The 22,337-nt window shown below is 73.0% G+C and carries 18 protein-coding genes; 7 read left to right on the top strand and 11 right to left on the bottom strand.

Annotation, left to right across the window (positions count from 1 at the left end; translation table 11 throughout):
* Nucleotides 1–6 precede the first annotated feature (6 nt).
* A complete protein-coding gene (locus tag QRT03_RS27855; protein ID WP_286056417.1) occupies nucleotides 7–984 on the top strand; it encodes a molybdopterin-dependent oxidoreductase in 978 nt (325 codons plus the stop codon).
* Here QRT03_RS27855 and QRT03_RS27850 read toward each other — a convergent pair.
* From QRT03_RS27850 to solA, 5 genes are all read right to left on the bottom strand, one after another.
* Nucleotides 972–2,078, bottom strand: a complete 1,107-nt coding sequence (locus tag QRT03_RS27850) for a mandelate racemase/muconate lactonizing enzyme family protein (RefSeq protein ID WP_286056416.1) — start codon at nucleotides 2,076–2,078, stop codon at nucleotides 972–974. The two genes, QRT03_RS27855 and QRT03_RS27850, sit on opposite strands and share 13 nt — an antisense overlap.
* Nucleotides 2,079–3,011, bottom strand: a complete 933-nt coding sequence (locus QRT03_RS27845; protein WP_286056415.1) for a PDR/VanB family oxidoreductase — start codon at nucleotides 3,009–3,011, stop codon at nucleotides 2,079–2,081.
* The gene (locus tag QRT03_RS27840; protein WP_286056414.1) at nucleotides 3,011–4,432 is read right to left on the bottom strand and encodes an aldehyde dehydrogenase family protein; all 1,422 of its coding nucleotides are present in this window, start codon (nucleotides 4,430–4,432) and stop codon (nucleotides 3,011–3,013) included. Before QRT03_RS27840 ends, QRT03_RS27845 begins: the two co-directional genes overlap by 1 nt.
* The gene (locus QRT03_RS27835) at nucleotides 4,429–5,733 is read right to left on the bottom strand and encodes an aromatic ring-hydroxylating oxygenase subunit alpha (protein ID WP_286056413.1); all 1,305 of its coding nucleotides are present in this window, start codon (nucleotides 5,731–5,733) and stop codon (nucleotides 4,429–4,431) included. The genes QRT03_RS27840 and QRT03_RS27835 overlap by 4 nt, the downstream gene beginning before the upstream one ends.
* A 70-nt stretch (nucleotides 5,734–5,803) precedes the next feature.
* Nucleotides 5,804–6,988: an N-methyl-L-tryptophan oxidase gene (gene solA / locus QRT03_RS27830; protein WP_286056412.1), complete on the bottom strand. Its 1,185-nt coding sequence runs from the start codon at nucleotides 6,986–6,988 to the stop codon at nucleotides 5,804–5,806.
* Between the two features lie 131 nt (nucleotides 6,989–7,119).
* Here solA and QRT03_RS27825 point away from each other — a divergent pair, with 131 nt between their 5' ends.
* Entirely contained in the window at nucleotides 7,120–8,052 is a 933-nt protein-coding gene (locus tag QRT03_RS27825) for a LysR family transcriptional regulator (RefSeq protein ID WP_286056411.1), read from the top strand.
* Nucleotides 8,053–8,306: 254 nt separating this feature from the next.
* Nucleotides 8,307–9,431 (top strand): mandelate racemase/muconate lactonizing enzyme family protein, encoded by a 1,125-nt coding sequence (locus QRT03_RS27820; protein WP_286056410.1) that lies wholly within the window; start codon nucleotides 8,307–8,309, stop codon nucleotides 9,429–9,431.
* A gap of 2 nt (nucleotides 9,432–9,433) precedes the next feature.
* Here the strand turns inward: QRT03_RS27820 and QRT03_RS27815 are convergent, their stop codons facing one another.
* Complete coding sequence (locus QRT03_RS27815) at nucleotides 9,434–10,351, bottom strand: LysR family transcriptional regulator (protein ID WP_286056409.1); 918 nt, start codon at nucleotides 10,349–10,351, stop codon at nucleotides 9,434–9,436.
* Between the two features lie 74 nt (nucleotides 10,352–10,425).
* Here QRT03_RS27815 and QRT03_RS27810 point away from each other — a divergent pair, with 74 nt between their 5' ends.
* Nucleotides 10,426–11,283, top strand: a complete 858-nt coding sequence (locus QRT03_RS27810) for a formylglycine-generating enzyme family protein (RefSeq protein ID WP_286056408.1) — start codon at nucleotides 10,426–10,428, stop codon at nucleotides 11,281–11,283.
* A 190-nt stretch (nucleotides 11,284–11,473) separates the two neighbouring features.
* Here the strand turns inward: QRT03_RS27810 and QRT03_RS27805 are convergent, their stop codons facing one another.
* From QRT03_RS27805 to QRT03_RS27785, 5 genes are all read right to left on the bottom strand, one after another.
* The gene (locus tag QRT03_RS27805; RefSeq protein ID WP_286056407.1) at nucleotides 11,474–13,813 is read right to left on the bottom strand and encodes an arylsulfatase; all 2,340 of its coding nucleotides are present in this window, start codon (nucleotides 13,811–13,813) and stop codon (nucleotides 11,474–11,476) included.
* A gap of 852 nt (nucleotides 13,814–14,665) precedes the next feature.
* Nucleotides 14,666–15,871 carry a PucR family transcriptional regulator gene (locus QRT03_RS27800; protein WP_286056406.1) on the bottom strand — a complete coding sequence of 402 codons (1,206 nt, stop codon included), beginning with the start codon at nucleotides 15,869–15,871 and terminating at the stop codon, nucleotides 14,666–14,668.
* Between the two features lie 98 nt (nucleotides 15,872–15,969).
* Nucleotides 15,970–17,325 (bottom strand): MFS transporter, encoded by a 1,356-nt coding sequence (locus QRT03_RS27795; protein ID WP_425604919.1) that lies wholly within the window; start codon nucleotides 17,323–17,325, stop codon nucleotides 15,970–15,972.
* A 260-nt stretch (nucleotides 17,326–17,585) separates the two neighbouring features.
* Entirely contained in the window at nucleotides 17,586–18,479 is an 894-nt protein-coding gene (locus QRT03_RS27790) for a dihydrodipicolinate synthase family protein (RefSeq protein WP_286056404.1), read from the bottom strand.
* An 11-nt stretch (nucleotides 18,480–18,490) separates the two neighbouring features.
* Complete coding sequence (locus QRT03_RS27785; protein WP_286056403.1) at nucleotides 18,491–19,864, bottom strand: flavin monoamine oxidase family protein; 1,374 nt, start codon at nucleotides 19,862–19,864, stop codon at nucleotides 18,491–18,493.
* A gap of 452 nt (nucleotides 19,865–20,316) precedes the next feature.
* Here QRT03_RS27785 and QRT03_RS27780 point away from each other — a divergent pair, with 452 nt between their 5' ends.
* The 3 genes from QRT03_RS27780 to QRT03_RS27770 are packed head-to-tail and all read left to right on the top strand — an operon-like array spanning nucleotide 20,317 to nucleotide 22,312.
* Nucleotides 20,317–21,312, top strand: coding sequence for a DJ-1/PfpI family protein (locus QRT03_RS27780; protein WP_286056402.1), 996 nt, complete (start codon nucleotides 20,317–20,319; stop codon nucleotides 21,310–21,312).
* 59 nt (nucleotides 21,313–21,371) lie between these two features.
* Nucleotides 21,372–21,803: a nuclear transport factor 2 family protein gene (locus QRT03_RS27775; RefSeq protein ID WP_286056401.1), complete on the top strand. Its 432-nt coding sequence runs from the start codon at nucleotides 21,372–21,374 to the stop codon at nucleotides 21,801–21,803.
* A gap of 17 nt (nucleotides 21,804–21,820) precedes the next feature.
* Nucleotides 21,821–22,312, top strand: a complete 492-nt coding sequence (locus tag QRT03_RS27770) for a nuclear transport factor 2 family protein (RefSeq protein WP_286056400.1) — start codon at nucleotides 21,821–21,823, stop codon at nucleotides 22,310–22,312.
* Nucleotides 22,313–22,337 lie beyond the last annotated feature (25 nt).

The following is a 22,337-nucleotide window of genomic DNA, read 5'->3' as shown; positions in this document are numbered from 1 at the left end:
TGATCCGTGTCACTGGACGTGTCGATGTCTCCCGACGCCACCACGAAGTGGCAGCCCGCTCCCGCCCGGTTGGACGAACCGACCACCGCCGTCGAGGACCTCTACGTCATCGGCCACTTCGGGATCGCGCACGTCGATGCGGACGCCTGGCGCCTGCACGTCGGCGGCGCCGTCGAGCGCCCCCTCGAGCTCTCCCTCGCCGACCTCCACGCGATGCCGACGGTGCAGGTGCAGGCGGTCCTGGAGTGCTTCGGCAACCCGCTGCTCCCCGACGAGCCGACCCGCCGGGCGGGCAACGTCGTCTGGACCGGTGTCGCGGTCCGCACCGTCCTCGACGAGGCCGGCGTCCGCGACGGCGACCTGCTCTGGGCGGAGGGCCACGACCACGGGGTCTTCGACGGCGTGCCCTGCACCGAGTACCGCAAGGACCTGCCGCTCGACGTCGTCCGGGAGCGCGGGGTCCTGGCCCACGCCATGAACGGCGAGCCGCTGACCGCCGAGCACGGCTTCCCGGTGCGACTGTTCGTCCCGGGCTACTTCGGTACGAACAACGTCAAGTGGCTCCGCGCGCTGACCGTCGCCGACCACCGTCCCGACCACCTGTTCACCACCACGCTCTACCAGCGCTCCGTGCCCGGCTCGACGACGCTCGCCCCGGTCCGCGACCTCGACGTCATCAGCCTCGTCACCGCCGCAAGGCGCGACGGTCCACGGGCCCACGTCCGGGGCTGGGCCTGGGGCTCGGCGCCGGTCACGCGCGTCGAGGTCGGCCTCGGGACCGACGGTCCCGAGGAGTGGGTGGACGCGACCCTGGGCGAACCGGTCGGCGGCCCCTTCGGCTGGCGCCGCTTCGAGGCCTTCCCGACGGCGGGTCCGGAGGCTCGCGTCGTGGCGGCGCGAGCGCACGACGCGGCCGGGCGGAGCCAGCCCCTCGGCGGGGCCCGCAACGCCTGCCACGTCGTCGCGCTCGATCAGGAGCCGTAGGTCGCGAGCTCCGTCAGCCGGTCCCGGTCGGGCCGGACGCCGAGCCCGGGGCCCTGCGGCACCGCGATCCGACCGTCGCGCACCTCGACGGGGTGCTCCGGATCGACGTGCCCGTCGATCCAGTCGGCGGCGATCCACGTGCCCTCGAGCAGGCGCGGGTCGACCGTCGACGCCACGTGCGCACAGGTCGCGGCGATCACGTCGCCGCCCCAGGCGTCGTCGATCGTGTGCGGCACGGACCGCAGCGCGCACAGGTCCCGGACGAACGCGGCCCGCGTCGGTCCGCCGAGCCGCGTGACCTTGAACGAGAACCCGTCGGCAGTGCCGCCCGCGATCGCGCGCAGGACGACGCCGGGATCGGTCGTGGTCTCGTCGAGGTACACCGGGTGCACCAGGCGGCCGCGCAGCGACTCCATCTCCTCGACGGTGTCGCACGGCTGCTCGAACGCGAACGGGACGTCCGCGCAGAGCCGGTCGAACTGCAGCGCGTGCGCCGCGGTCATCGCCCGGTTCGCGTCGACGGCGAGACGCGCCCGGCCGCGGATCGCCGCCCACACCGCCCGCACGTTCTCGACGTCGTGGTCGAGGTCGCGCCCGCCGACCTTGAGCTGCACGCGCCGGTAGCCCTCGGCGACCTTCGCGGCGGCGCTCGCCGCGCTCGCGTCCGGGTCGCCCACGATCACCGAGTAGTACGACGGGACGCGGTCGACCAGGGCGCCGCCCAGCAGCGTCGACACGGGGACCCCGAGCTGCTGGCCGAGGAGGTCGAGCACGGCGGTGTCCAGCGCGGCCTTCGCGTAGCCGTGCCCGGCCAGCAGGCCGTCCATCCGACGTGCGAACGCCCGCGGCGAGTCGATCTCGGTCCCGACGAGGCCGGGGGCGATCTGCTCGATCGCGGCGCGGGCCCCGAGCGCGTGGTGCGGCTGGTAGACGGGTCCGAGCGGGCAGGTCTCGCCCCAGCCGCTGCGGCCGTCGTCGGTGACGACCTCGACGAGCGTGCTGTCGAGGGCCTCGACCGTCGTGTGCGACATCCGGTAGGCGCCGCCGACGACGGGCAGCAGCGCCTGGTGGACGTGGACGCGTTCGATCTTCACCTACAGCTCCAGACGCAGTCGGGCGCAGCCGCGCTCGGCGCGGGACACGCAGATCATCAGGCAGGTGTTCTCCGCCTGCTCCTCGCTCTCCAGCACGGAGTCCCGGTGCTCCGCCCGGCCCGCGAGGATCGGGGTCTCACAGCTGCCGCACGTGCCCTCCCGGCAGGAGAAGTCGACCGGGAGCCCGAGCTCCTCGGCGACGGCGAGGATGCTGCTCTCGGCCGGCACGGTCGCCGTGAGCCCGGAGGTCGCGAACTCGACCTCGAAGGCCTCGTCGGGACCCTCGCCCTCGACGATCTTCGGCGTGAAGCGCTCCAGGTGCAGGGCAGCGCGGTCGACGACGTGCGCCTCGACGGCCGCGAGCATCGGCTCCGGCCCGCAGGCATAGACGAGCGTGCCCGGGGCGACCCCGCCGAGGACGTCCGCGAGGGGCAGCAGTCCCTGCTCGTCCTGCGGGACGACGGTGACGCGGTCGCCGTACACGCCGAGCTCGTCGAGGAAGGCCATCGACGACCGGGTCCGCCCGCCGTAGACCAGCGACCACTCCGCCCCGGTGGCCCGGGCGCGGGCGATCATCGCGAGGACCGGGGTGATCCCGATGCCGCCCGCGACGAACAGGTAGCGCCCGGCCGGGACGAGCTCGAAGTGGTTGCGGGGCGTCGAGACCTCGACGAGGTCCCCGACGTCGAGCTTCGTGCACACGAACTCCGACCCGCCTCGGCCCGCGGGCTCGCGCAGCACGCCCAGTCGCCACACGGTGCGGTCAGCCGGGTCGGAGGACAGCGAGTACTGGCGCACGACGCCGTCATCCACGGTCACGTCGACGTGCGCACCCGCCGTCCAGACGGGCAGGTCGTGGCCGTCGGGGTCGGCCAGGGTCAGCGAGACGACGCCGTCGGCCTCGTCGCGGCGGTCGCGGACGATCAGTTCCATCAGGCTCTCCTCCGGGCGACGACGGTCTTGCGGGTCAGGTAGCTCTCGAGTGCGACCAGGCCGCGCTCGCGTCCGGTGCCGGAGAGCTTCGTGCCGCCGAAGGGGACCGCCACGCCGCCGCCGAAGTACTCGTTGATCATGACGTAGCCGGCGTCGACCCGGTCGGCCACGCGCAGCGCACGGTCGATGTCGGCGGTGTGGATGCCGACGCCCAGCCCGTAGTCCGTGGCGTCCGCGAGCTCCAGCGCCTCGTCCTCGGTGCCGAAATCCAGCACCGCGAGCACCGGGCCGAAGATCTCCTCACGGGCGATCCGCATCGTCGGGGTGACCCCGGTGAAGACGGTGGGCGCGACGAAGTGGCCGACGGCGGGCAGGGTCTGCGGCGGGGTCGGGGCGTCGGCGCCCTCGGCCCGACCGAGATCGACGTAGTCGGCGACCCGTCGGCGGTGCTCTCCGGACACCATCGGCCCGAGGTCCGGATCGTCGGCGCCCGCGCCCAGCGTCAGGGCCCCGGCCCGCGCCCGGACCCGCTCGACCAGCTCGCCCGCGACGGCCCGGTCGACCAGCAGCCGCGACCCGGCGTCGCAGTACTGCCCGGAGTTCGCGGTGAAGCCGGTGACGACCTGGCGGGCGACGTCGTCGAGGTCGGCGTCCGCGAAGACGATCTGCGGGCTCTTCCCGCCGAGCTCGGTGACGACCGGGGTGACGTGCTCCGCGGCCGCCCTCAGCACCGCCCGGCCGGTCGCGACCGACCCGGTGAACGTCAGCGAGCCGATGCCCGGATGGGCGGCCAGGGCCGCCCCGGCCTCCGCCCCGAGCCCCGTCACGACCTCGTAGGTGCCGGCCGGGAAGCCCGCGGCCTCGACGAGCCCGGCGAACCGGAGCGCGGTCAACGGGGTCTGCTCGGCCGGCTTGACGACGGCGGTGTTCCCGGCCGCGAGGGCGGGCGCCACGCTGCGGCAGAGCATGGACAGCGGTGCGTTCCAGGGCACGACGTGCGCGCTGACCCCGACCGGCTCCGGCACGGTCCAGGCCGTCGAGCCCGGCCCGAGCGGGATGGTGTCGCCCTGCAGCGTGCCGGCCGCCCCGGCGTAGTAGTCGAGGTAGGCCACGCAGCCGGCGATCTCGCCGCGGGCGAGCGAGAGCGGCTTGCCGGTGTCGAGCGACTCCAGCCGCGCGAGCTCCTCGGCGGCGGACTCGACCTCGGCCGCGAGGCGGCGCAGCGCGCGACCCCGTTCCAGCGGTGCGGCGTCGCGCATCGCCCGGGTGGCCGCGCGGGCGGACGCGACCGCCCGGTCGACCTCGAGGGCACCGCCCCGTGCGACGTGGGCGACGACCTCCTCGGTGGACGGGTCCTCGACGGGGAGGGTGCGCCCGTCGAGGGATCCGGCGGTGGCGGGGAGGGGGACGGTGGCGGTCACGGGTCCGGGAACATCCGCGTCATGGTCTCCTCGTCGCCCGCGGGCACGCGGTCGAGGCCGACCATCTTGTCGATCACCATGTTCTGGAAGCGGTGCAGCGGCTCCTCGAACCGGAAGCACATCCGGCCGCCGCGGTAGGCGGGGTTCTCCAGCCCCTCCTGCACGCGCTCGACGATCTCGAGGTCCTGACGGTTCACCAGGTCCCAGAACTTCGCGAGCTGCTCGATGCCCGCCTCGGCGTCCGGGTCGTCCGCACACTCCGGGTGGGTGAGCAGAACCGCGGTCTCGACCGTGCGGTTCGCGGCGACGGGGCGGTTGAACAGCACGAACGCGTGGTTCGGCAGCACGACCAGCGCCGTGGAGGGGAACAGCCAGACGAAGCGGCCGCTGTCGGCGTCCTCGGCGCCCAGCGAGCTGAGCGGGGACAACCCGTCCCAGCCGCCGGCCTCGGTGTTGCGCGAGACCGGGGTGGTGCACATGCCGGTGTAGAGCCCGGGGCCCTGCCAGCGGTAGTGGTCGGAGAACTTGGAGACCTGGTTCAGCTCCGGGTGGACCCAGGGCAGGTGGTAGTACTCCATGAAGTTCTCGCCGACGAGCTTGTAGTTCGCGGCGACGTCGTAGGTGAGCCGGCGCTGCGCCGCCCACTCGCCGAGGCGGTAGTCCGCGAACCGCTCCGGGAGGTCGCCGAGGGCCGTCGTCAGGGGCTCGGGGTCGGCCGAGAGGTTGACGAACAGGAAGAAGCCCCAGCTGTCCACGCTGACCGGCAGCAGGCCGTAGTCCGCCTTGTCGAACCCCTTGGCCATCTGGTCGAAGATCGTCTCCTCGCCGGCCGGGACGTCCGAGCCGTCGAAGAGCGGGGTGCCGAGGCACGCGCCGTCCGTGTCGTAGGTCCAGTTGTGGTACGGGCAGCGGATGCGGTTGCGGTGCCCGACCTCGCGGGCGTCGGCGTCCAGCAGCTTCGTCGCGCGGTGGCGGCAGAGGTTGTGGAAGCCGCGCAGCTCGCCGTGGCGGTTGCGGGTGATCAGGATCGACCGCCCCGCGACCTCCACGACGACGCACCGGCCGGGCTTGTCGACGTCGCCGACGAGACCGACGGCGACCCAGCTGGAGGTGAAGACCTTCTCCTGCTCCTGCGCGAAGAACTCCGGGGAGCTGTAGGCGTCCGGGATCAGGGTCGAGGCCAGGTCGACGGGGAGCCGGGTGTGGCGGTAGGTCTCCTCGTCGGCGAACCGGGCCGGGTCGATCGGGCGCGCCGGGAGGGCGGCGTAGGGGTCGGTGGGCCGGTCGACGGTCTCGGTCATCGCAGGGACTCCCTCCAGCGGCGGGGACGGACGGGTCGGGACGGCGGCCCGCTCGGTGACGAACCAGGGCTCAGACATGGAAGCTGCGCGGGAACGTCGGGTCGGTGAGCGCCGGCCGGTCGATCGCGAAGGCGTCGATCGGGTGCGCGGGAGCGCGGTCGAGGGCGAGGTCGGCGAGCAGGGAACCGATCAGCGCCGCGAATTTGTAGGCGTGTCCGGCGCCGTTGGCCACGACGATCTGCGGGTGCTCGGGCAGCCGGTCGAGGATGAAGTTCTGGTCCGGCGGCACCGTGTAGAGGCAGGTCTTGGAGTACAGCTCCGGCCCGAGGAACCGGGGGACGTGCGCGTCCAGGAACGCGGCGTATCGCTCCCGGCGCACGTCGTCGGGGACGAAGCTGCGGCCGTCGGCGGTGGTCTCCTCGCCGCCCATGTGCTGCCCGAGCTTCGTCGCGACCTCGCCGTAGACCGGGAAGCCGTAGAAGTTGTGGGCCCCGTGCCACATGAACACCGGGAAGCGGGACGGCGCGAACTCCGCGAGGTGCGGGGTGGAGTAGTAGGTGACCTGCTCGCGCAGCACCGTCAGCGGCAGTTGGAGGCCGGCCCCGGCGATCACCTGGTTCGTCCACGCGTCCGCGGCGACGACGACGCGGTCGGCGCGGTAGGTGCGCTCGTCGGTGACGACCTCGACGCCCTCGCCGTCGGGCCGGATCGCCCGCACCGGGGTGTTCGCGCGGACCGTCGCGCCGTGCGCCCGGGCCAGTGCGAGGTGCACCGCGTTGGCCCGGGCGGCGTCGACGATCCCGGATTCCGGCTGGTAGAGCGCCTGGACGTCACCGGAGGCGGAGAACTGGGGCCACCGGGCGACCAGTTCGTCGGCGTCGAGGAGCTCGTAGGCGTAGCCGAAGCGGTCGAACATCGCGGTGTAGCCCTCGATGTTGCGTGAGCCCGTCGCGGTGCCCTGTCGGGCCGCCCGGTCCTCGATCACCAGCCCGCCGGTGCGCGTGACGATCTGCTGCAGCGACTCGTTCTCCACCTCGTCCCACGCCTTGTAGGCGGCCGAGGCGAGCGCGGCGTACTGCGGCTGGTGCTGGGCCAGCCGGATGATCCGGGAGTGGTCCTGGGACGCACCCCGGGAATGGCCGAGCTCGAACTGCTCGAGGCCCAGGACGCCGGGTCCGAGCTCGGTCGCGAGGCGGTACAGCGCGGCGGACCCGAGGCCGCCGCAGCCGATGACGATGGCGCGGTGCGTGTCCATGACGGACTCCAGAACTGTGGTGTGCGAGTGCGGGATGCGGCGCCGTCATCCCGGGTGCACGGCTCAGTGTGGGCAGATCAACTGCTGGCGTCCATCGAAGGTTCGTACAGGTGACCTTGTACAATCGGTACATGATCGACCGTCGGCTGAAGGTCCTCCAGGCGATCGCGCGGCACGGCACGGTCACGGCCGCCGCAGAGGTGTGCCGGCTGACCCCGTCGGCGGTCTCGCACCAGATGCAGGCCCTGGCGCGCGAGCTCGACGTCGTCCTGCTGGAGCCGACCGGGCGCACCGTGCGGCTGACGGCGGGCGCGCACACCCTGCTCGAGCACGCGGCGGCGCTCACCGCGCAGTGGGAACGCGCCCAGGCCGACCTCGCCGCCCACCAGGACCGCACGGAGCTCACCGGCACGCTGCGGATCTGCGGCTTCTCGACGGCGGCCGCGGTCGTCGCGCCGCGCGCGCTGGCCCTGCTGCGCGAGCGGCACCCCGGCCTGCGGGTCGGCCTGCGCGAGTTCGAGCCGGCCCGCTCCTTCGACCTGCTGGCCGCGGGGGACACCGACATCGCGGTCGTCGTCGCCACCCCGAGCATCCCGCCGCGGACCGACCCGGACTTCGAGCAGACGCCGCTCTACCAGGAGCCGCTCGACGTCCTCGTCGGGCCCGACCACCTGCACGCCGACCGGAGCTCGGTGTCCCTCGACGAGCTCGCGGGGGACGACTGGGTCATGGGGTCGCCGGGCCGGGCCTACCACCAGCTCGTGACGCTCGCCTGCACCGGCGCCGGCTTCGACCCCGCCGTCGCGCACCACGCGGACACCTGGGACACCGGCGCGGCGCTCGTGGCCCGCGGCTTCGGCGTGGCGCTCATCCCGCGCCTCGTCGACCTGCCCGCCCACGACGACACCCGCCGCATCCCGATCGCGGGCGCCTCCGTCCCCACCCGGCACGTGATCACCGCGGTCCGCCGCGGCTCCGCCGACCAGCCCGCCGTCGCCGCGGGGCTGGCGGCCCTGCGCGAGGTCCGGCGCTACGAGCTGCCGGAGCTGACCGAGGTCACCTGAGGCGGTCTCGCCCAGCTCCGCGAGGTCGACACCACGCAGGTCCGCGACCGGCGGAACCTGCGTCGTGTCGCACTCGCGTCGCCCGCTGCGTGCTTCGCCCACTGATGATCAGCACGTTGCGGCCGGGAGTTGATTGATGAAGCAACGTACACGGTCAGCTGTACGTAGATGTGATGGACGGCGACGCCCTGCCGGGCGACGATCGCTGCCGTGGTGCCCGAGACGACGGTGACGACGATCCAGCCCGGCATGTCGTGAGGATCGCCCGGATCGAGCTGTACGCCGTGGACCTGCCCTACGCCGGCGGGACCTACCGGCTCTCCGGCGGACGCACCTACACGTCCTTCGAGGCCGCGATCGTGCGCATCGTCTGCGACGACGGCACCGAGGGCTGGGGGGAGAGCACGCCGTTCGGCTCCACCTACATCGCCGCGCACCCCGCCGGGACCCGGGCGGGCATCGCGGTCCTCGCCCCGGCGCTCCTCGGGGCGGACCCGCGTCGGGTCGAGCGCGTGTGGGACACCATGGAGCGCACCCTCGTCGGCCACCACGACGCCCGCACAGCCCTCGACGTCGCCTGCTGGGACGCCTTCGGTCGCTCCGTGGGGCTGCCGGTCAGCGCGCTGCTCGGCGGCTCCACCGACGTGCCGATGCCGGTGATCTCCTCGATCCACGCGGGCGATCCGGAGGAGATGCGGGCCCGGGTCGCCGACCACCGGGCCCGGGGGTACCGGGCGCACTCGATCAAGATCGGCGCCCTCGACGTCGAGGGCGGCCCGGCCCTGGACGCCGAGCGGATCACCGCGAGCCTCGCCGACCGCGAGCGGGGCGAGTACTTCGTCGTCGACGCCAACGGTGGGCTGACCCCGGAGACCGCACTGCGGCTGCTGCGGCTCCTCCCGCCCCGGCTGGACTTCGTCCTCGAGGCGCCGTGCGCGACGTGGCGGGAGACCCGGTCGCTGCGGCCACGGTGTCCGTACCCGATCGTGGTCGACGAGCTCGGCCAGACCGACGGCGACATCGCCCTCGCCGCCGGGGAGGACCTCGCGGACGGCATCGGGTTGAAGGTCTCGAAGGCCGGCGGTCTCACGCCGGGACGCCGGCACCGCGACGTCGCCCGGTCCGCCGGGCTGACGATCAGCGTGCAGGACACCGTGGGGTCCTCGCTCGCCTACGCCGCGATCCTCCACCTGGGGGCGACGGTGCCTCCGCGCCTCCTGCGCGGGGTGCTGAACTGCGAGGACATGGTGACGGTGCACGTCGCGGGCCTCGACGTCCGCGTCACGGCGGACGGCGTGCTCCCCGGCGACACGCCCGGCCTCGGCGCGACCGTCGACCGGGAGGTCCTCGGCGCGCCGGTGCAGGTCTGGGGTGGCTGACCTCAGTCCATCGCGACGAGCCCGCCGTCCGTCGCCGCCCGCGCGAAGGCGTCGATGGCCGCCCGCACGCTCGGGCGCTCCGTGGCGTGGGGGAGGTGGGCGACGACGATGGTCCGCAGCAGCGGGCGTTCGAACGGGATGATGTCCACGCCCGACGACGGCAGGAAGGCCCGGCCGAGGTCGCTGGCCAGCGTGACGCCCAACCCCGCGGCCACCATCGCCAGCGCCGTCGCCAGACCGTCGACCTGATGGCGGACCTGCGGGTCGAACCCGGCCCGTCGGCACGCGGTGCGCACGGCGCGGCCGTAGTACGAGTCGGGTCCGGAGATGATCCAGGTCGCCGCGGACAGCTCCCCGAGGTCGAGCCCGGGCCGGTACGCGCTGCCGGTCGGCGCCGCGAGATGGATCCGGTCCTGGCCCAACGGCACCACGGAGAGCCCGGACGACCACGACTCCGGTGCGTCCGGGTAGTCCAAGAGCAGCGCGAGGTCGAGGTGTCCGTGGCGGACGTCGAGCACGGCCCGGTCGGGGTCGCTCTCCGTGCTCTCGAGCGTGATCCCGGGGTGGTGCGCGGCGAGGTCGCCGATGACGACGGGGAGCAGGGCCGCCGCGGCCGCGGGGAACATCCCGACCGACAGCCGCGCGGAGAGGTGCTGCCGCGCCCCCTCGACGGCGGCGACGGCCCGGTGCTCCGCGGCCAGCAGGATCTCCGCCTGCTCGACGAGCACCCGCCCGACCTCGGTCAGCCGCACCCCGCGCCCGACCCGCTCGACCACGGGCGTCCCGACGTCGACGCCGAGCGCCTCGATCTGCTGGGACACCGCCGAGGGCGAGTAGTGCAGGGTCGCCGCCGCCGCGTTGACCCCGCCGCGGCGGGCGACCTCCCGCAGGGTGCGCAGCCGGCGCAGCGACAGCTCCATGCGCTCCATCCCAACAGTTCCGTGCAGCGTTGTCCGCTGGTACTGAATGATCGGCGCGGGTAGAGCTGGAGGTCATGACGGAGCGCTCTCGCCACCGGGGTCAGGTCCCCGTCCCGGGCGGCACGTTCGCCATGGGCGACCACCTCGGCGACGGCGACCCGGCCGACGGTGAGCGGCCGGTGCACCCCGTGACCCTCGCGCCGTTCCACATCGACGCCACCGCGGTCACCAACGCCGCGTTCGCGCGCTTCGTCAAGGAGACCGGGTACGTCACCGACGCCGAGCGGTGGGGCTCGTCGGGCGTGTTCCACTTGGCCTTCACCGGCGACCGCGTCGACGTCCTGACCAGCGTCGACGGCGCTCCGTGGTGGCTCGCGGTCCGCGGTGCCTGCTGGCGGCACCCGGAGGGACCGGCCTCGTCGGTGGGGGACCGGGCGAACCACCCCGTCGTCCACGTGTCGTGGAACGACGCCACCGCGTACTGCGCCTGGGCGGGCAGGCGCCTGCCGACGGAGGCGGAGTGGGAGTACGCCGCCCGCGGCGGGCTCGAGGGCGCCCGCTTCCCCTGGGGCGACGACCTCGGCCGCCGCTGGAACCTCAACATCTGGCAGGGCCGGTTCCCCACCGAGAACACGCGCGAGGACGGGTTCCTGACGACGGCCCCGGTCAAGACCTACCGTCCCAACGGCTTCGGGCTCTTCCAGACCGTCGGCAACGTGTGGGAGTGGTGCGCCGACCGCTTCGCCGCCGACTGGTACGCCCGCTCTCCGGAGCACGACCCCGCCGGGCCGGCGGAGGGTGACGCGCACGTCATGCGCGGCGGCTCCTACCTGTGCCACGACTCGTACTGCAACCGGTACCGCGTCGCGGCCCGCACCTCGAACACCCCCGAGTCGAGCTCCGGCAACCTCGGCTTCCGGTGCGCGAGCTGAGCCCGGCCGTTTGCCAAGATCTCGTTCTGCGGAGCGAAGAGGGGCGTGGACCGATCGGTCCGCTCGGCTCGTCGGGATCTCGGTTCCCGACGGCGAGGGTGGTCGCGCGAGGTCGACACCACGCAGGCCCCACGGCTCGGGAACCTGCGTCGTGTCGCACTCGCGGGCTCGCCGCGCCGGCCTCGCTCCGTCAGTGCGACGCCATGACCCGCCGGGCCAGACCGCCGGGCTCCGGCTCCTCCTCGGCGGTCCCGAGTTCGACCCGGACGGTGCGGACCGTGCCGGTGAACGCGTTGTCGCCGACCGCGTAGTCCTCGGTCACGGGCGTCCCGAGGTCCACGCCGACGTCGAAGGTCTCGTCGAAGGAGAAGTAGTACGGGATCGTCGCCTCGACGCGGACCGAGCCGACCTCGTCGCCGTCCACCCGCAGCGTCGCGGTCCCGCCCCGGCCGACGCCGCCGTCGTAGGCGAAGTCCACCCGCACCTGGTGCCGCCCCGGCGGGATCGCCGCCTCGGCCCGCACGGTGTCCCGCCGCAGGCCGAAGAAGTTGTAGACGTAGCAGGGCCGGCCGTCACGGACGTAGATCGACCACCCGCCGAAGCGTCCGCCCTGCGCGACGACGACGCCCTCGGCGCCCCCGTCGGGGACCTCGACGTCCGCGACGACCGCATGTGAACGGTTCTTCACGTTCGGCACGGTCTCCTCGATGAGGCGCCGCGTCGAGCCGCGGAAGGTCACCGACGTCCGGTCGCCGACGAGATCGAACCGGCCCGCGAGCTGCGGGTTCTCCCGCTCCGTGACGCGGTCGTCGAGGGGGAGGACCTGGTATTTCACCGCCTCCGCGAAGAACAGGTCGCGCAGGTGCGCGAGCGTCGCCGGGTGCTCGGCGGCCACGTCGTGCGCCTGGCTCGGGTCCTTCGTGGTGTCGTAGAGCTCCCAGACGTCGTCGTGGAAGCTGCGACCGGCCGTCGGGACCATCTCCCAGGGGATGCCGTGACGGGTCACCGCGGTCCAGCCCTCGTGGTAGATCCCGCGGTTGCCGCACATCTCGAAGTACTGGGTGCGCCGACGGTCCGGGGCGTCCGGGTCGGTGAACGTGTAGCGCATGCTCGTGCCGTCGATCGGCTGCTGCACGACGCCGTCGACGCTGGTCGGAGCGGTGATGCCCGCGCAGTCCAGCACCGTGGGCAGGACGTCGATGACGTGGTGGAACTGGTGGCGCAGCCCGCCGGCGTCGGCGATGCCCCGTGGCCAGTGCACGACCAGGCCGTCGCGCGTCCCGCCGAAGTGCGACGCCACCTGCTTGGTCCACTGGTAGGGCGTGTTCATCGCGAGCGCCCAGCCGACCGGCGCGATCGGGTAGGTCTCCGGCCCGCCGATGTCGTCCAGGTGGGTCAGCATCTCGGCGGGGTCGTCGACGAGGCCGTGGCCGAGCCGGTGCTCGACGTGGGTGCCCTCGATGCCGCCCTCGCCGGAGGCACCGTTGTCGCCGAGGAGGTAGAGGAAGAGCGTGTTGTCGAGCTCCCCGAGGTTCTCGAGTTCCTGCACGAAGCGGCCGAGCTGGGCGTCGGCGTGCTCGGTGAAGCCCGCGAACGTCTCCATGAACCGTGCGCCCAGCGTCCGGCGGGTCCCGTCGAGGGACTCCCAGTGCGGCACCGAGTCGGGCCACGGCGCGAGCTCGGTCTCCTCCGGGACGACGCCGAGGGCCTTCTGCCGGGCGAGCGTGGTCTCGCGGAGCCGGTCCCACCCGTCGTCGAACTTGCCGCGGTAGCGCTCCCGCCACTCCGGCGTGACGTGCAGCGGGGCGTGCGAGGCGCCGAAGGCCAGGTAGGTGAAGAAGGGGCGGTCCGGCGTCATCGTCCGCTGCGTGTGCACCCAGTCGACGGCACGGTCGACCAGGTCCTCGGAGAGGTGGTAGCCGTCCTCCGGGCGCTTCGCGGGCTCGACGGGGTGGGTGCCGTCGTAGAGCAGCGGATACCAGTGGTTCATCTCGCAGGCCATGAAGCCGTAGAAGTGGTCGAACCCCTCGCCGGTGGGCCACCGGTCGAACGGACCCATCGGGCTGACCTCCGACGGCGGCGTCTGGTGCCACTTCCCGAAGGCTGCGGTGCTGTAGCCGTTGCCCTGCAGCGTCCGCGCGAGCGTGGCCGCGCTGCGCGGACGGAAGCCGGTGTAGCCGGGGGCCGAGGTGGCCATCTCGGTCGTGGCGCCCATCCCGACGGCGTGGTGGTTGCGGCCGGTCATCAAGGCCTGGCGGGTGGGGGAGCACAGCGCGGTGACGTGGAAGCGGGTGTAGCGCAGACCGCCGTCGGCGAGGCGGTCGGCTGTCGGCATCCGGCAGGGACCGCCGAAGGCGCTGGAGCTGCCGAACCCGAGGTCGTCCAGCACGACGAGCACCACGTTCGGCGCTCCCCGCGGGGCCACGGTCGGTCGGACCGGGTCGAAGGTGTCGACCTGCTCGTCGACCCCCAACGTCGTCACGACCGGCTTCGCCGGCTCGGGCTCCGGCAGGACACGACGCCCACCCATCAGACCTCCTCGTCCGGGGCGCGCCTCGACTCGACGCGCCGTCCTCGGGATGTGGCCGCACGCGGGCAGGGGAGCAGCAGCGATCCCGAGCCGAGGGCCGACTCCAGCATCGTCGCAGCGATCATTCACGTCCAGCGGACGTTCGCGGACGGTCGAGTTCAGTGAAGCTGCACGGTGGTTGTCGACCTGACCGGTGCGTCGCACACACGGCTGGAGGGTTCGATGCGGTCGGCGATGCCCGTTGCGTCGTGCACACGGCTGGAGGGTTCGATGCGGTCGGCGATGCCCGTTGCGTCGCGCACACGGCTGGAGGGTTCGATGCGGTCGGCGATGCGCGTTGCGTCGTGCACACGGTGGGGTGGGCCTCTGGGTCGTGCGAGCGGGCTTCCGGCAGCTGTGGCGGACCTTGTCGCGGCCTCCTGCTCCTCGCTCGCCGCCTTGTCACAGGGAATCCGAACGACAAGGTGCACAGCGGGCCGCGGGACACCGCGACAAGCTGGGTCGGGCGGCCGTCCGGCGGTCCGAGTGCCGCGTCTGTGAGTGGAGAGCCGGCCGACGACGGTGCCCGGGGCCCTGCACGAGCGGCTGGTCGGCCGGGCATGATCACCAGGCATTTGGGGCCTGCCGGAGGGGCGCTCCGGGTGCCCGTTCGTCGCACCGGCGGACGTAGCCGGCGCCGCCGTGTGCGGGGCGCAACGGGCTCCTGGTGCCGGGCCGGACCCGCCGGCCGTGTGTGCCGCGCAACGCACCGCCGGCGCCGGGCCGGACCCGCCGGCCGTGTGTGCCGCGCAACGCACCGCCGGCGCCGGGTCGAACCCTCCGGCCCAGTGCGGGGAGCGGGGGCGCCCGCACCTACCCGCCGTCGTGACCCTGTGTGGTGATCAACCGACGCAGCTTGATCCCCAGGTGCAGGGCGAGCCGCTGCTCGCCGTCGTGCAGGTCGACACCCGCGATCGTCTCGATGCGCCCGAGCCGGTAGTACAGCGTCGAGCGGTGGATCGACAGCGCCCCCGCGGTGCGCGTGGCGTCGCCGCAGCAGTCCAGGTAGGTCTCCAGGGTGTCGACGAGGCTGTCCTTCGCGTCCTGGGTGAGCAGGCGACGCAGGCCGCTGGGGAGGCGGTCGGCGGTGCGGGCCGCGGGCGGGAGGGCGAGCAGGACCGCGTAGACGCCGAGGTCGTCGTGCGCGGCGACCCCGCCCAGGTGCGGCAGGAGCTCCGCCGCCTCAGCCGCCCGACGGGCGGTGACCGCCGACTCGTGGGCCGCATCCGGCCCCGAGGCCGGGACGCCGACCCCGACGACAGCTCGCGCGCCGGCGAGGTCGGCGACGAGGAGCGCAGCCAGGGCGCGGCCGGTGTCGGTCGTTGCCCGGTCCCCGAAGACCAGGACCGTCGCCTGTCGGCCCGTCACGGTCGTCAGTGCGTGCGCGCCACGGGGGCTGCGCTCGAGGCGCTCCAGGGCGATCCGCAGCGTCGTGTCGGGTGCTTCGTCGGCCGTCAGGAGGACCGACAGTGCGACGACGGGATCGGAGGTCTCGACCAGCTGCTCGTCGGACAGCCGGCGGCGTGCGGCGGCCCGGGTCACGGGGTCGTCGCCGACGAGGTCGCGGGCGACCTCCGCGCGCCGGCCGTGGTCGCGGTCGTGCAGGACCAGCCGTCGGTGCAGCAACCGGCCGAGGTCGTCGGCCACCGCGGCGGCGAGCTCGATCTCGTCCGCCCCGATCCCGTCGTCGATGAGGAACAGGTGACCGAACGGGATGCCGTGGGCGCGGATCGGACAGCAGACCCGGGCCTTGAAGCCCAGCTCGGGGTTCGCGGGGATGCGGCCGGGAACGGTCCACCGGTAGATGTCGTGGGCGCCGAAGTGCGCCATCACGCGCGGGTCGCTGTCCCGCTGCATCACCGCGTAGGTGCGCAGGGGGTCCTCGTCGCCGAAGTGCCTGCTCGCGACCACGAGCCGGCCCTGGCTGTCGTCCACGGCCACCGACCGTCCGAGCCGGGCGGCCAGCCCGTCGACCGCCTGCTGCAGCCCGTCGACGGAGGCGACGTCCGCGTGGGTCACGGTGCCCTCACCCCCGCTCGTGCTCGTCCACCGACCGACCCGGCCCGACCGGAGCACGGTAACCGGGGGACGGGGTCGGTCGGGAGCGGTGGACGCGGTCAGGCCGCGACGCCTCCGCGGTCGGCGGTGGTGGCGGTCGTCGGGGCCGCGGTGAGCCCCGACGCCTGCGACAGGCTCAGGTTTCGCGTCTCGGGTGCCCACGCCCACGAGACGACGAAGCCGAGCAGGGTGATCACCGCCCCGATGACCATCGTCGGGCCGATCCCCAGCCCGGCGAGCGAGAGCGGGACGAGGTAGGTGCCGACGGCGGCCCCGATGCGGGACAGTGACGACGCCAGGCCCACGGCGGACCCGCGGATCTCGGTCGGGAAGAGTTCGTTCGGGTAGATCCACTGCAGGATCTGCGACCCGCCGATGAAGATCGCGTAGGCGACGAACAGTCCCATCACCACCGCGACCGGGGCGTCCGGGAACAGACCGAGCGCCAGCATCGCCAGCCCCGCCCACACGAAGCTGTGCAGGATCAGGGGACGCCGCCCGATCCGGTTGACCAGCAGCAGCGAGAGCACGCAGCCGACCAGGAACATCACGGAGATGACGGCCGCGCCGACGGTGTCCGCGCTGTCGCCCAGGCTGAGCGCGCCCAGGATCTTGGGGCCGAAGGCGTAGATGGCGAACAGCGGCACGATCGAGGCCGTCCAGAACAGCGTGATGAAGGCCATCCGCTTCCCGTAGCCCGAGCGCAGCAGGGCGCCCAGCCCGACGGTGCCCTCGGTATCGGGCTCGATGTCGTCCAGCGTGGCCTGCGGCCCGAACACCTTCCGCATGACGGCGGCGGCCTCGTCCAGGCGGCCCTTCTGCACCAGCCAGCGCGGTGACTCCGGGGTACCGATGCGGCACACCACGATGATCAGACCGGGCAGGGCGGCGCTCGCGAGCATCCAGCGCCACCCGCCGTCGACCGAGAGCAGGGCCTCGCCGACGAGGTAGGCCGCGGCCGCGCCGACGAACCACATCGTGACGAAGGCGCCGAGCAGCGGTCCACGGTACTTCCGGGGCGAGAACTCGGCGAGCAGCGACGTGGCGATCGGGTAGTCCGCCCCGACCGCGACACCGATGAGCAGACGCAACACGATCAATTGCCACGCCTCGGTGACGAAGAATTGCGCGGCCGACAGTCCGATGATCGCGATCAGGTCGATCGTGAACAGGTGGTGTCGCCCGAAGATGTCGGTGAGCCATCCACCGAGGAAGCCCCCGAGGAAGATTCCGATCAGGGCCGCGGCACCCACCAGGCCTTCGGCCGATGAGCTCAGGCCGAGGGCGGGTGAGGCCTGGACCAGCGCGATCCCGATGATCGACAGGACGAATCCGTCCAGGAACGGTCCGCCCGAGGAGAACAGGGCGAGTTTCTTGTGGAACCGCGACAGGGGCGCGTCTTCCAGGTGGTTCACGGGCATGGGGATTCGTCCTCGCGACGGGGATTCGGCGCCGCCGGAATCGGCGGGGACCGCCTCGGTGCGGCCGGCCGTGACTACGGTGACAGTTCCGATGTGATGGTCACCTCCGACACGGACACGAAAGTCCGGGCCCGCCGTCCGACACATCGTCGGAGCCCGCGACCGGGTCCGCGGCCGCGGGGCCGTGCAGACACGACCGCGCCGGGCCCACGGTGCGTGGACCCGGCGCGGAGGGGCGCGGGAAGAGCAGGGGATCAGGCGGGGACGGGCTCCGGGAGCGCCGCGACGAGCGCCTCGACCCGCGCCCGCGCGGCACCGTCGAGCGGCGTCAGCGGCTCCCGCGGATCACCGACCGCGAGCCCGCGGGCCGAGGTGGCGGCCTTGACGCCCGGGATGAAGTCCGTCGTGAGCAGGGCGTCGATCAGCGGGTACACGCGCGCCCATTCGGCGCGCGCGCGGTCGAGGTCGCCCGCCGCCGCGGCACGGGCGACCGCGACCAGCTCGGGGGCGATCGCGTTCGCCGAGCCGCACATGACGCCGGCGGCCCCCTCGCACAGCGCGGACAGGGCCAGCGCGTCCCACCCGACGATCGTGGAGACGACGTCGCCGTGGTGGTGGATCAGCCGGGCGGCCTGCGACATGTCCGCGCTGGTTTCCTTGACGTAGCGGATGGTGCCGATCTCGCGGGCGAGGGCGCCGACCGTGTCGGGGTCCAGGTTGACGCCGGTGGCGGGCGGCAGGTTGTAGAGCATCACCGGGATCTCCACGGCGCCGGCGACCGTCCGCAGGTAGCGCAGGGTCTGGTCCAGGGTCAGCGCCTCGTAGAACGGCGTGACCAGCATGAGCACGTCCGCGCCCACGGCCTGGGCGTGGCGGGAGTGGGCGATGGCCTCGCGGGCGGTCAGGGCGCCGGTCTGCGCGACGACGGGCACGCGACCCGCGGCCTGGTCGACGACGGTCTCGACGACGAACCGGCGTTCGTCGGCGGTCAGCGCGGTGAATTCGCCGGTGGAACCGCAGGCGACGACGCCGCCGACACCGGCGTCGACGCTGTGGTCGACGACAGCGCGCAGGGTCGGCTCGTCGATCTCGCCGTCGGCGGCGAACGGGGTGACGAGGGCGGTCAGGACGCCCCGGAGCTCGGTCATGGCGGTTCCTCTCAGGCGTGGGTGGGCGCGACGGCCCGGTTCGTGGTGGTGAGCAGCGCGCGGACGTCCTGCGCGGCGGTGAGTCCGGTGCGCGCGGCGGTCTCGGTGTAGAGCGTCCCGAGGTAGTCGCCGGCGAGGAACACGCGGCCGTTGCCGCGCCGGGTCAGCGTCGGCTGGAGCGCGCCCCGGCCGGGGAAGCAGTACGGCGACCCGGCGGGCCACCGGTGGACCTCGGCCTCGGCGACGGTCCCGTGGAAGCCGGGGAGGATGTCGTCCAGGTCGTTCTGCATCCGCTCGAGAACCGTGGCGTCGTCGAGCTCGAGCAGGCGCCGGGCCTGGTCGGCAGGGGCGAACGTCATCAGGCTGCCGCCGGGGACGCGCTCCGGGGCGAGCCCGTGCACGACGTTGGACATGTTGAGGACGACGGTGAAGGACCGTTTCGGCGTCGCGATCGCGTAGGTGTCGTCCCAGACCCGCGGCGAGGTCTCGTCCGTCAGGAAGGCGGCGCTGACGAAGGGGCCGTACTCGATGCGGGCGAGCGCGTCGCGGACGTCCGGGTCGAGGTCGGGCGCGATCCGGTGGGTGACGTGGGCCTGGGTCGCGAGCACGACCGACCGGGCCTCGACCTCGAGGTCCTCCTCGCCCCGCCGGTAGCGGACGACCACCGACGACGGTCGCTGCACGACCTCGTGCACCGTCGCACCCAGTTCGACGCGCGGTCCCAGCGCCGCCGCGATCGACTCCGTCAGCGTCGAGGGCCCGCCGACGACGTTTCGGTTCAGTCCAGCGCCGATGTTCCAGACGAGGCTGAAGTAGCCGATGCCCGCCCCTGCCGAGATCTGGTCGAGGTTCGCCGACGAGCGGGTCACGGTGGGGGCGAACAGCGCCTCCGCGTCCGGCGGCAGGTCGCCGACGAAGTCCGCGAAGGAGCGGTCGTTCATGAAGTCGTACACCCGCTGCTGGCGCTGTGCGTCGCTCTCGCCTGCGCGCCGGGCCACCACCTGGGCGTAGCGGGCCACCGCGAGCCGGACCTTGATGCCGGCCCGCAGCATTTGCGCGCGGTCGCGCCAGGATATCGGTACGCGGAAGGGGAAGGTCTCGACGCGCCCGCTCGTCAGCAGCGTGCCGTTCATCGACAGCCCGGCCAGCGAGCCGGGGACCTCGGCGGAGTCCACGCCGGTGTCGTCGAGCAGCCACGCGGTCGCCGAGTCCCCGCCGGCATAGACGTGTCCGCCCCAGTTCAGCCAGTGGGCGCCGCGCCGCTCGGAGCGCACCCGGCCGCCGACCCGGTCGGCGGCCTCGAGCACTGCGACGTCGTGGTGGCGGAGACGCCAGGCCGCCGAGAGACCGGCGAGGCCGCCGCCGACGATGATCGCGTCCTTCATGGTGAGCTCCGGTCGTCGAGGTGTCCCAGCGACGCCCCGGTGCCGTTCCCGCTGCTCACGGCCCTGTGGTGCGTCGACGTCGACCCTGTCACCGGGCGGACCACCCCGGCTTCCGACGAGGTCGGGAAAGACGCACGGCCGGTTCGGACGATGTGTCGGAACCACGGCGTCCGTCACCCTGCCGCGCAGAATCCCGCAACTTCGCAGCAGGATTCTGCGTTCCAGGGCTCGCGGCGCCTCGCTACGTTCGTCTCACCGCCACCACGAGGACGATGGCCCGACACCTCGGCCCCGCCGTCCGGCCACCGCCGCAGCACCTGCCCGATGGCGCGCAGGAACCCACAACATCGCAGCAGGATTCTGCGATGCGATCCGGATCACAGGGCTCATACCGTCCTGCCAGCCGTCATTACCCGCCCCCGGGAGACTTCATGCCTCGTATCGCCTATCTCGTGTCCAGCGCACACGAGATCGACCTCCGCGACAGTCCCGCTCACCCGACCGGCTACTGGGCCGAGGAGGCACTGAAGGCCTACGAGCGGCTGGCTGCGGCCGGCGCCGAGGTGGTCGTGATGACGCCGGACGGGAAGGCCCCGGTGGCCGACCCGTACAGCCTGGAGCCCCAGTTCCACTACCCGGACGCCGACCGGGACTACTTCGCCTCGGTCTACCGCACCTTCCATCGAGACCCGGACGACATCCGGATCACCCTGCACCACTCCACCGAGCAGCAGCTCGTGGCCGCCCGCCGAATCGTCTACCGGCTGGTGGACGCCGGGAGGACCCCGCCCGAGGCGCACGAGATCGTCAGCCGGGCGGCGAAGATCGCCTGGCAGCAGGACCGTCTGCTGGTCGACGTGATGCTCGACGAGGGACTCGACGGCGGCCTCTCCGAGCAGGTCCTCCGCGAGGCGGTCGCGGACCTGGAGGCGGACGCGGCGGCCCTGGCGGCAGAGCGCCAGGCCCGGCTCGAGGCCATCGAGGGCTTCAACGCGCCGGTCTCCCTGGCGGACCTCTCCGACGAGCAGATGGCCGGCTTCGACGCGGTGTTCGCGCCCGGCGGGCACGGGCCGATGGTGGACCTCGCGGTCAGCCCGAAGGCGGGCCGGTTGCTCGAGATCCTGCACGAGAAGGGCGCGATCGTCGCCTCGCTGTGCCACGGGCCCGCCGTGCTGCTGGCCGCGCCGGAGCGCTGGGACGGCCAGTGGCTCTTCGAGGGCTTCCGGCTCACCGCGTACACCGACGAGGAGGAGGACCAGAACCGGATCGGCATGCTCGGCATGCCCTGGTACCTCGACGCCGCGCTGAAGAACGCCGGCGGCATCTTCGACGACGCCCCGTTCGCCTGGGCCTCGCACGTCGTCGTCGACCGAAACCTGATCACCGGCCAGAACCCGAACTCCACCGAGGCGACCGCCGACGCCGTCCTGAAGGCCCTGCACCTGTGAACCCGCTGTCCCGCGTGCTCGGCCGTCTGCGCCGGCACCCCGTCGAAGAGGAGCCGGCCGTGCCCACCAGTCCGCGCCAGACCGTCGAGGCCTTCCTGACCGGATTCCGTCACCTGGACGTCGACGCCGCCCTGTCCACCCTCTCCGGCGACGCCGGGGTGACGATCCACCCGCTGCAGATCGTCGACGGCGGCCGCGACGAGCTCGCGACCCTGCTGCAGGACATCGCGCGGTCGCTGCCCGACCTGCTCCTGACCGTGCGCAGTGTGCTCGAGCTCGGGCAGGTCGTCGTCGCCGAGATCAAGATCGAGGGCACGCAGGCCGCCGACTTCCTGGGCGTCGTGAACCAGGAGAAGCACCTCGACGTCGACAGCGCGTGGCGCTTCACCGTCGCGGGCGAACAGATCACCGGGATCGACGTGTACTGGTGCCAGAACCAGCTCCTGCGTCGCCTGGCCGTCAAGCGCACCGACCAGATCGCGATCGTCTGAGAGAGGGTGACACGACCATGACCGAACTGGCCGCAGCGCCACCGACCGCCCCGACCACCGGTTCCGAGAAGGCGGCCGCGGTCGCGACCGAGTTCTTCGACCGGTACCGCCGCCAGGACGTGGAGGGGATGACCGACCTCTGCACGGACAACGCGGACTTCTCCTACATCCCGTTCGAGGTGTGGGCCAAGCAGCGCGTCTTCCGCGGTGACGGCAAGGTCCGCACCGTCGGGAAGGTGATCTGGAGCGGGCTGATCAATTCGTTCCCGAACCTCGGCAACGTCGTCCACCACGTCGATGCAAACGACAACGGCGACGTGGCCGTCGCCTGCGACATCACCGGGACGCAGCAGATCGCGTGGGCGTTCATCCGGCCCGCCGGCGGCTCCATCGTCGCGCCGCACCTGTTCCTCCTGCACGTGAACCCCGACGGGCTGATCGACAGCATTCGCGCCTACTGGGACAACGCCCAGGTCTGCCGCGACCTCGGCCACCTCGAAGTCGACTAGCGACGAACACACGGAAGGACACCAC

It is taken from the genome of Actinomycetospora termitidis, from assembly GCF_030286555.1.
Classification (GTDB): Bacteria; Actinomycetota; Actinomycetes; order Mycobacteriales; family Pseudonocardiaceae; genus Actinomycetospora; species Actinomycetospora termitidis.
Note: the sequence above shows the minus strand (reverse complement) of the source record. Positions and strands in the feature narration are given on the sequence as shown.

What these genes read in the sequence shown, in the direction of transcription:
- QRT03_RS27845 (WP_286056415.1), bottom strand. Translation starts at nt 3,011, where the DNA reads ATGGAACTGATCGTCCGCGACCGCCGCGACGAGGCCGACGGCGTCGTC.
- QRT03_RS27825 (WP_286056411.1), top strand. Translation starts at nt 7,120, where the DNA reads ATGATCGACCGTCGGCTGAAGGTCCTCCAGGCGATCGCGCGGCACGGC.
- QRT03_RS27785 (WP_286056403.1), bottom strand. Translation starts at nt 19,864, where the DNA reads ATGAAGGACGCGATCATCGTCGGCGGCGGCCTCGCCGGTCTCTCGGCG.
- QRT03_RS27835 (WP_286056413.1), bottom strand. Translation starts at nt 5,733, where the DNA reads ATGACCGAGACCGTCGACCGGCCCACCGACCCCTACGCCGCCCTCCCG.
- solA (WP_286056412.1), bottom strand. Translation starts at nt 6,988, where the DNA reads ATGGACACGCACCGCGCCATCGTCATCGGCTGCGGCGGCCTCGGGTCC.
- QRT03_RS27810 (WP_286056408.1), top strand. Translation starts at nt 10,426, where the DNA reads ATGACGGAGCGCTCTCGCCACCGGGGTCAGGTCCCCGTCCCGGGCGGC.
- QRT03_RS27770 (WP_286056400.1), top strand. Translation starts at nt 21,821, where the DNA reads ATGACCGAACTGGCCGCAGCGCCACCGACCGCCCCGACCACCGGTTCC.
- QRT03_RS27815 (WP_286056409.1), bottom strand. Translation starts at nt 10,351, where the DNA reads ATGGAGCTGTCGCTGCGCCGGCTGCGCACCCTGCGGGAGGTCGCCCGC.
- QRT03_RS27805 (WP_286056407.1), bottom strand. Translation starts at nt 13,813, where the DNA reads ATGGGTGGGCGTCGTGTCCTGCCGGAGCCCGAGCCGGCGAAGCCGGTC.
- QRT03_RS27790 (WP_286056404.1), bottom strand. Translation starts at nt 18,479, where the DNA reads ATGACCGAGCTCCGGGGCGTCCTGACCGCCCTCGTCACCCCGTTCGCC.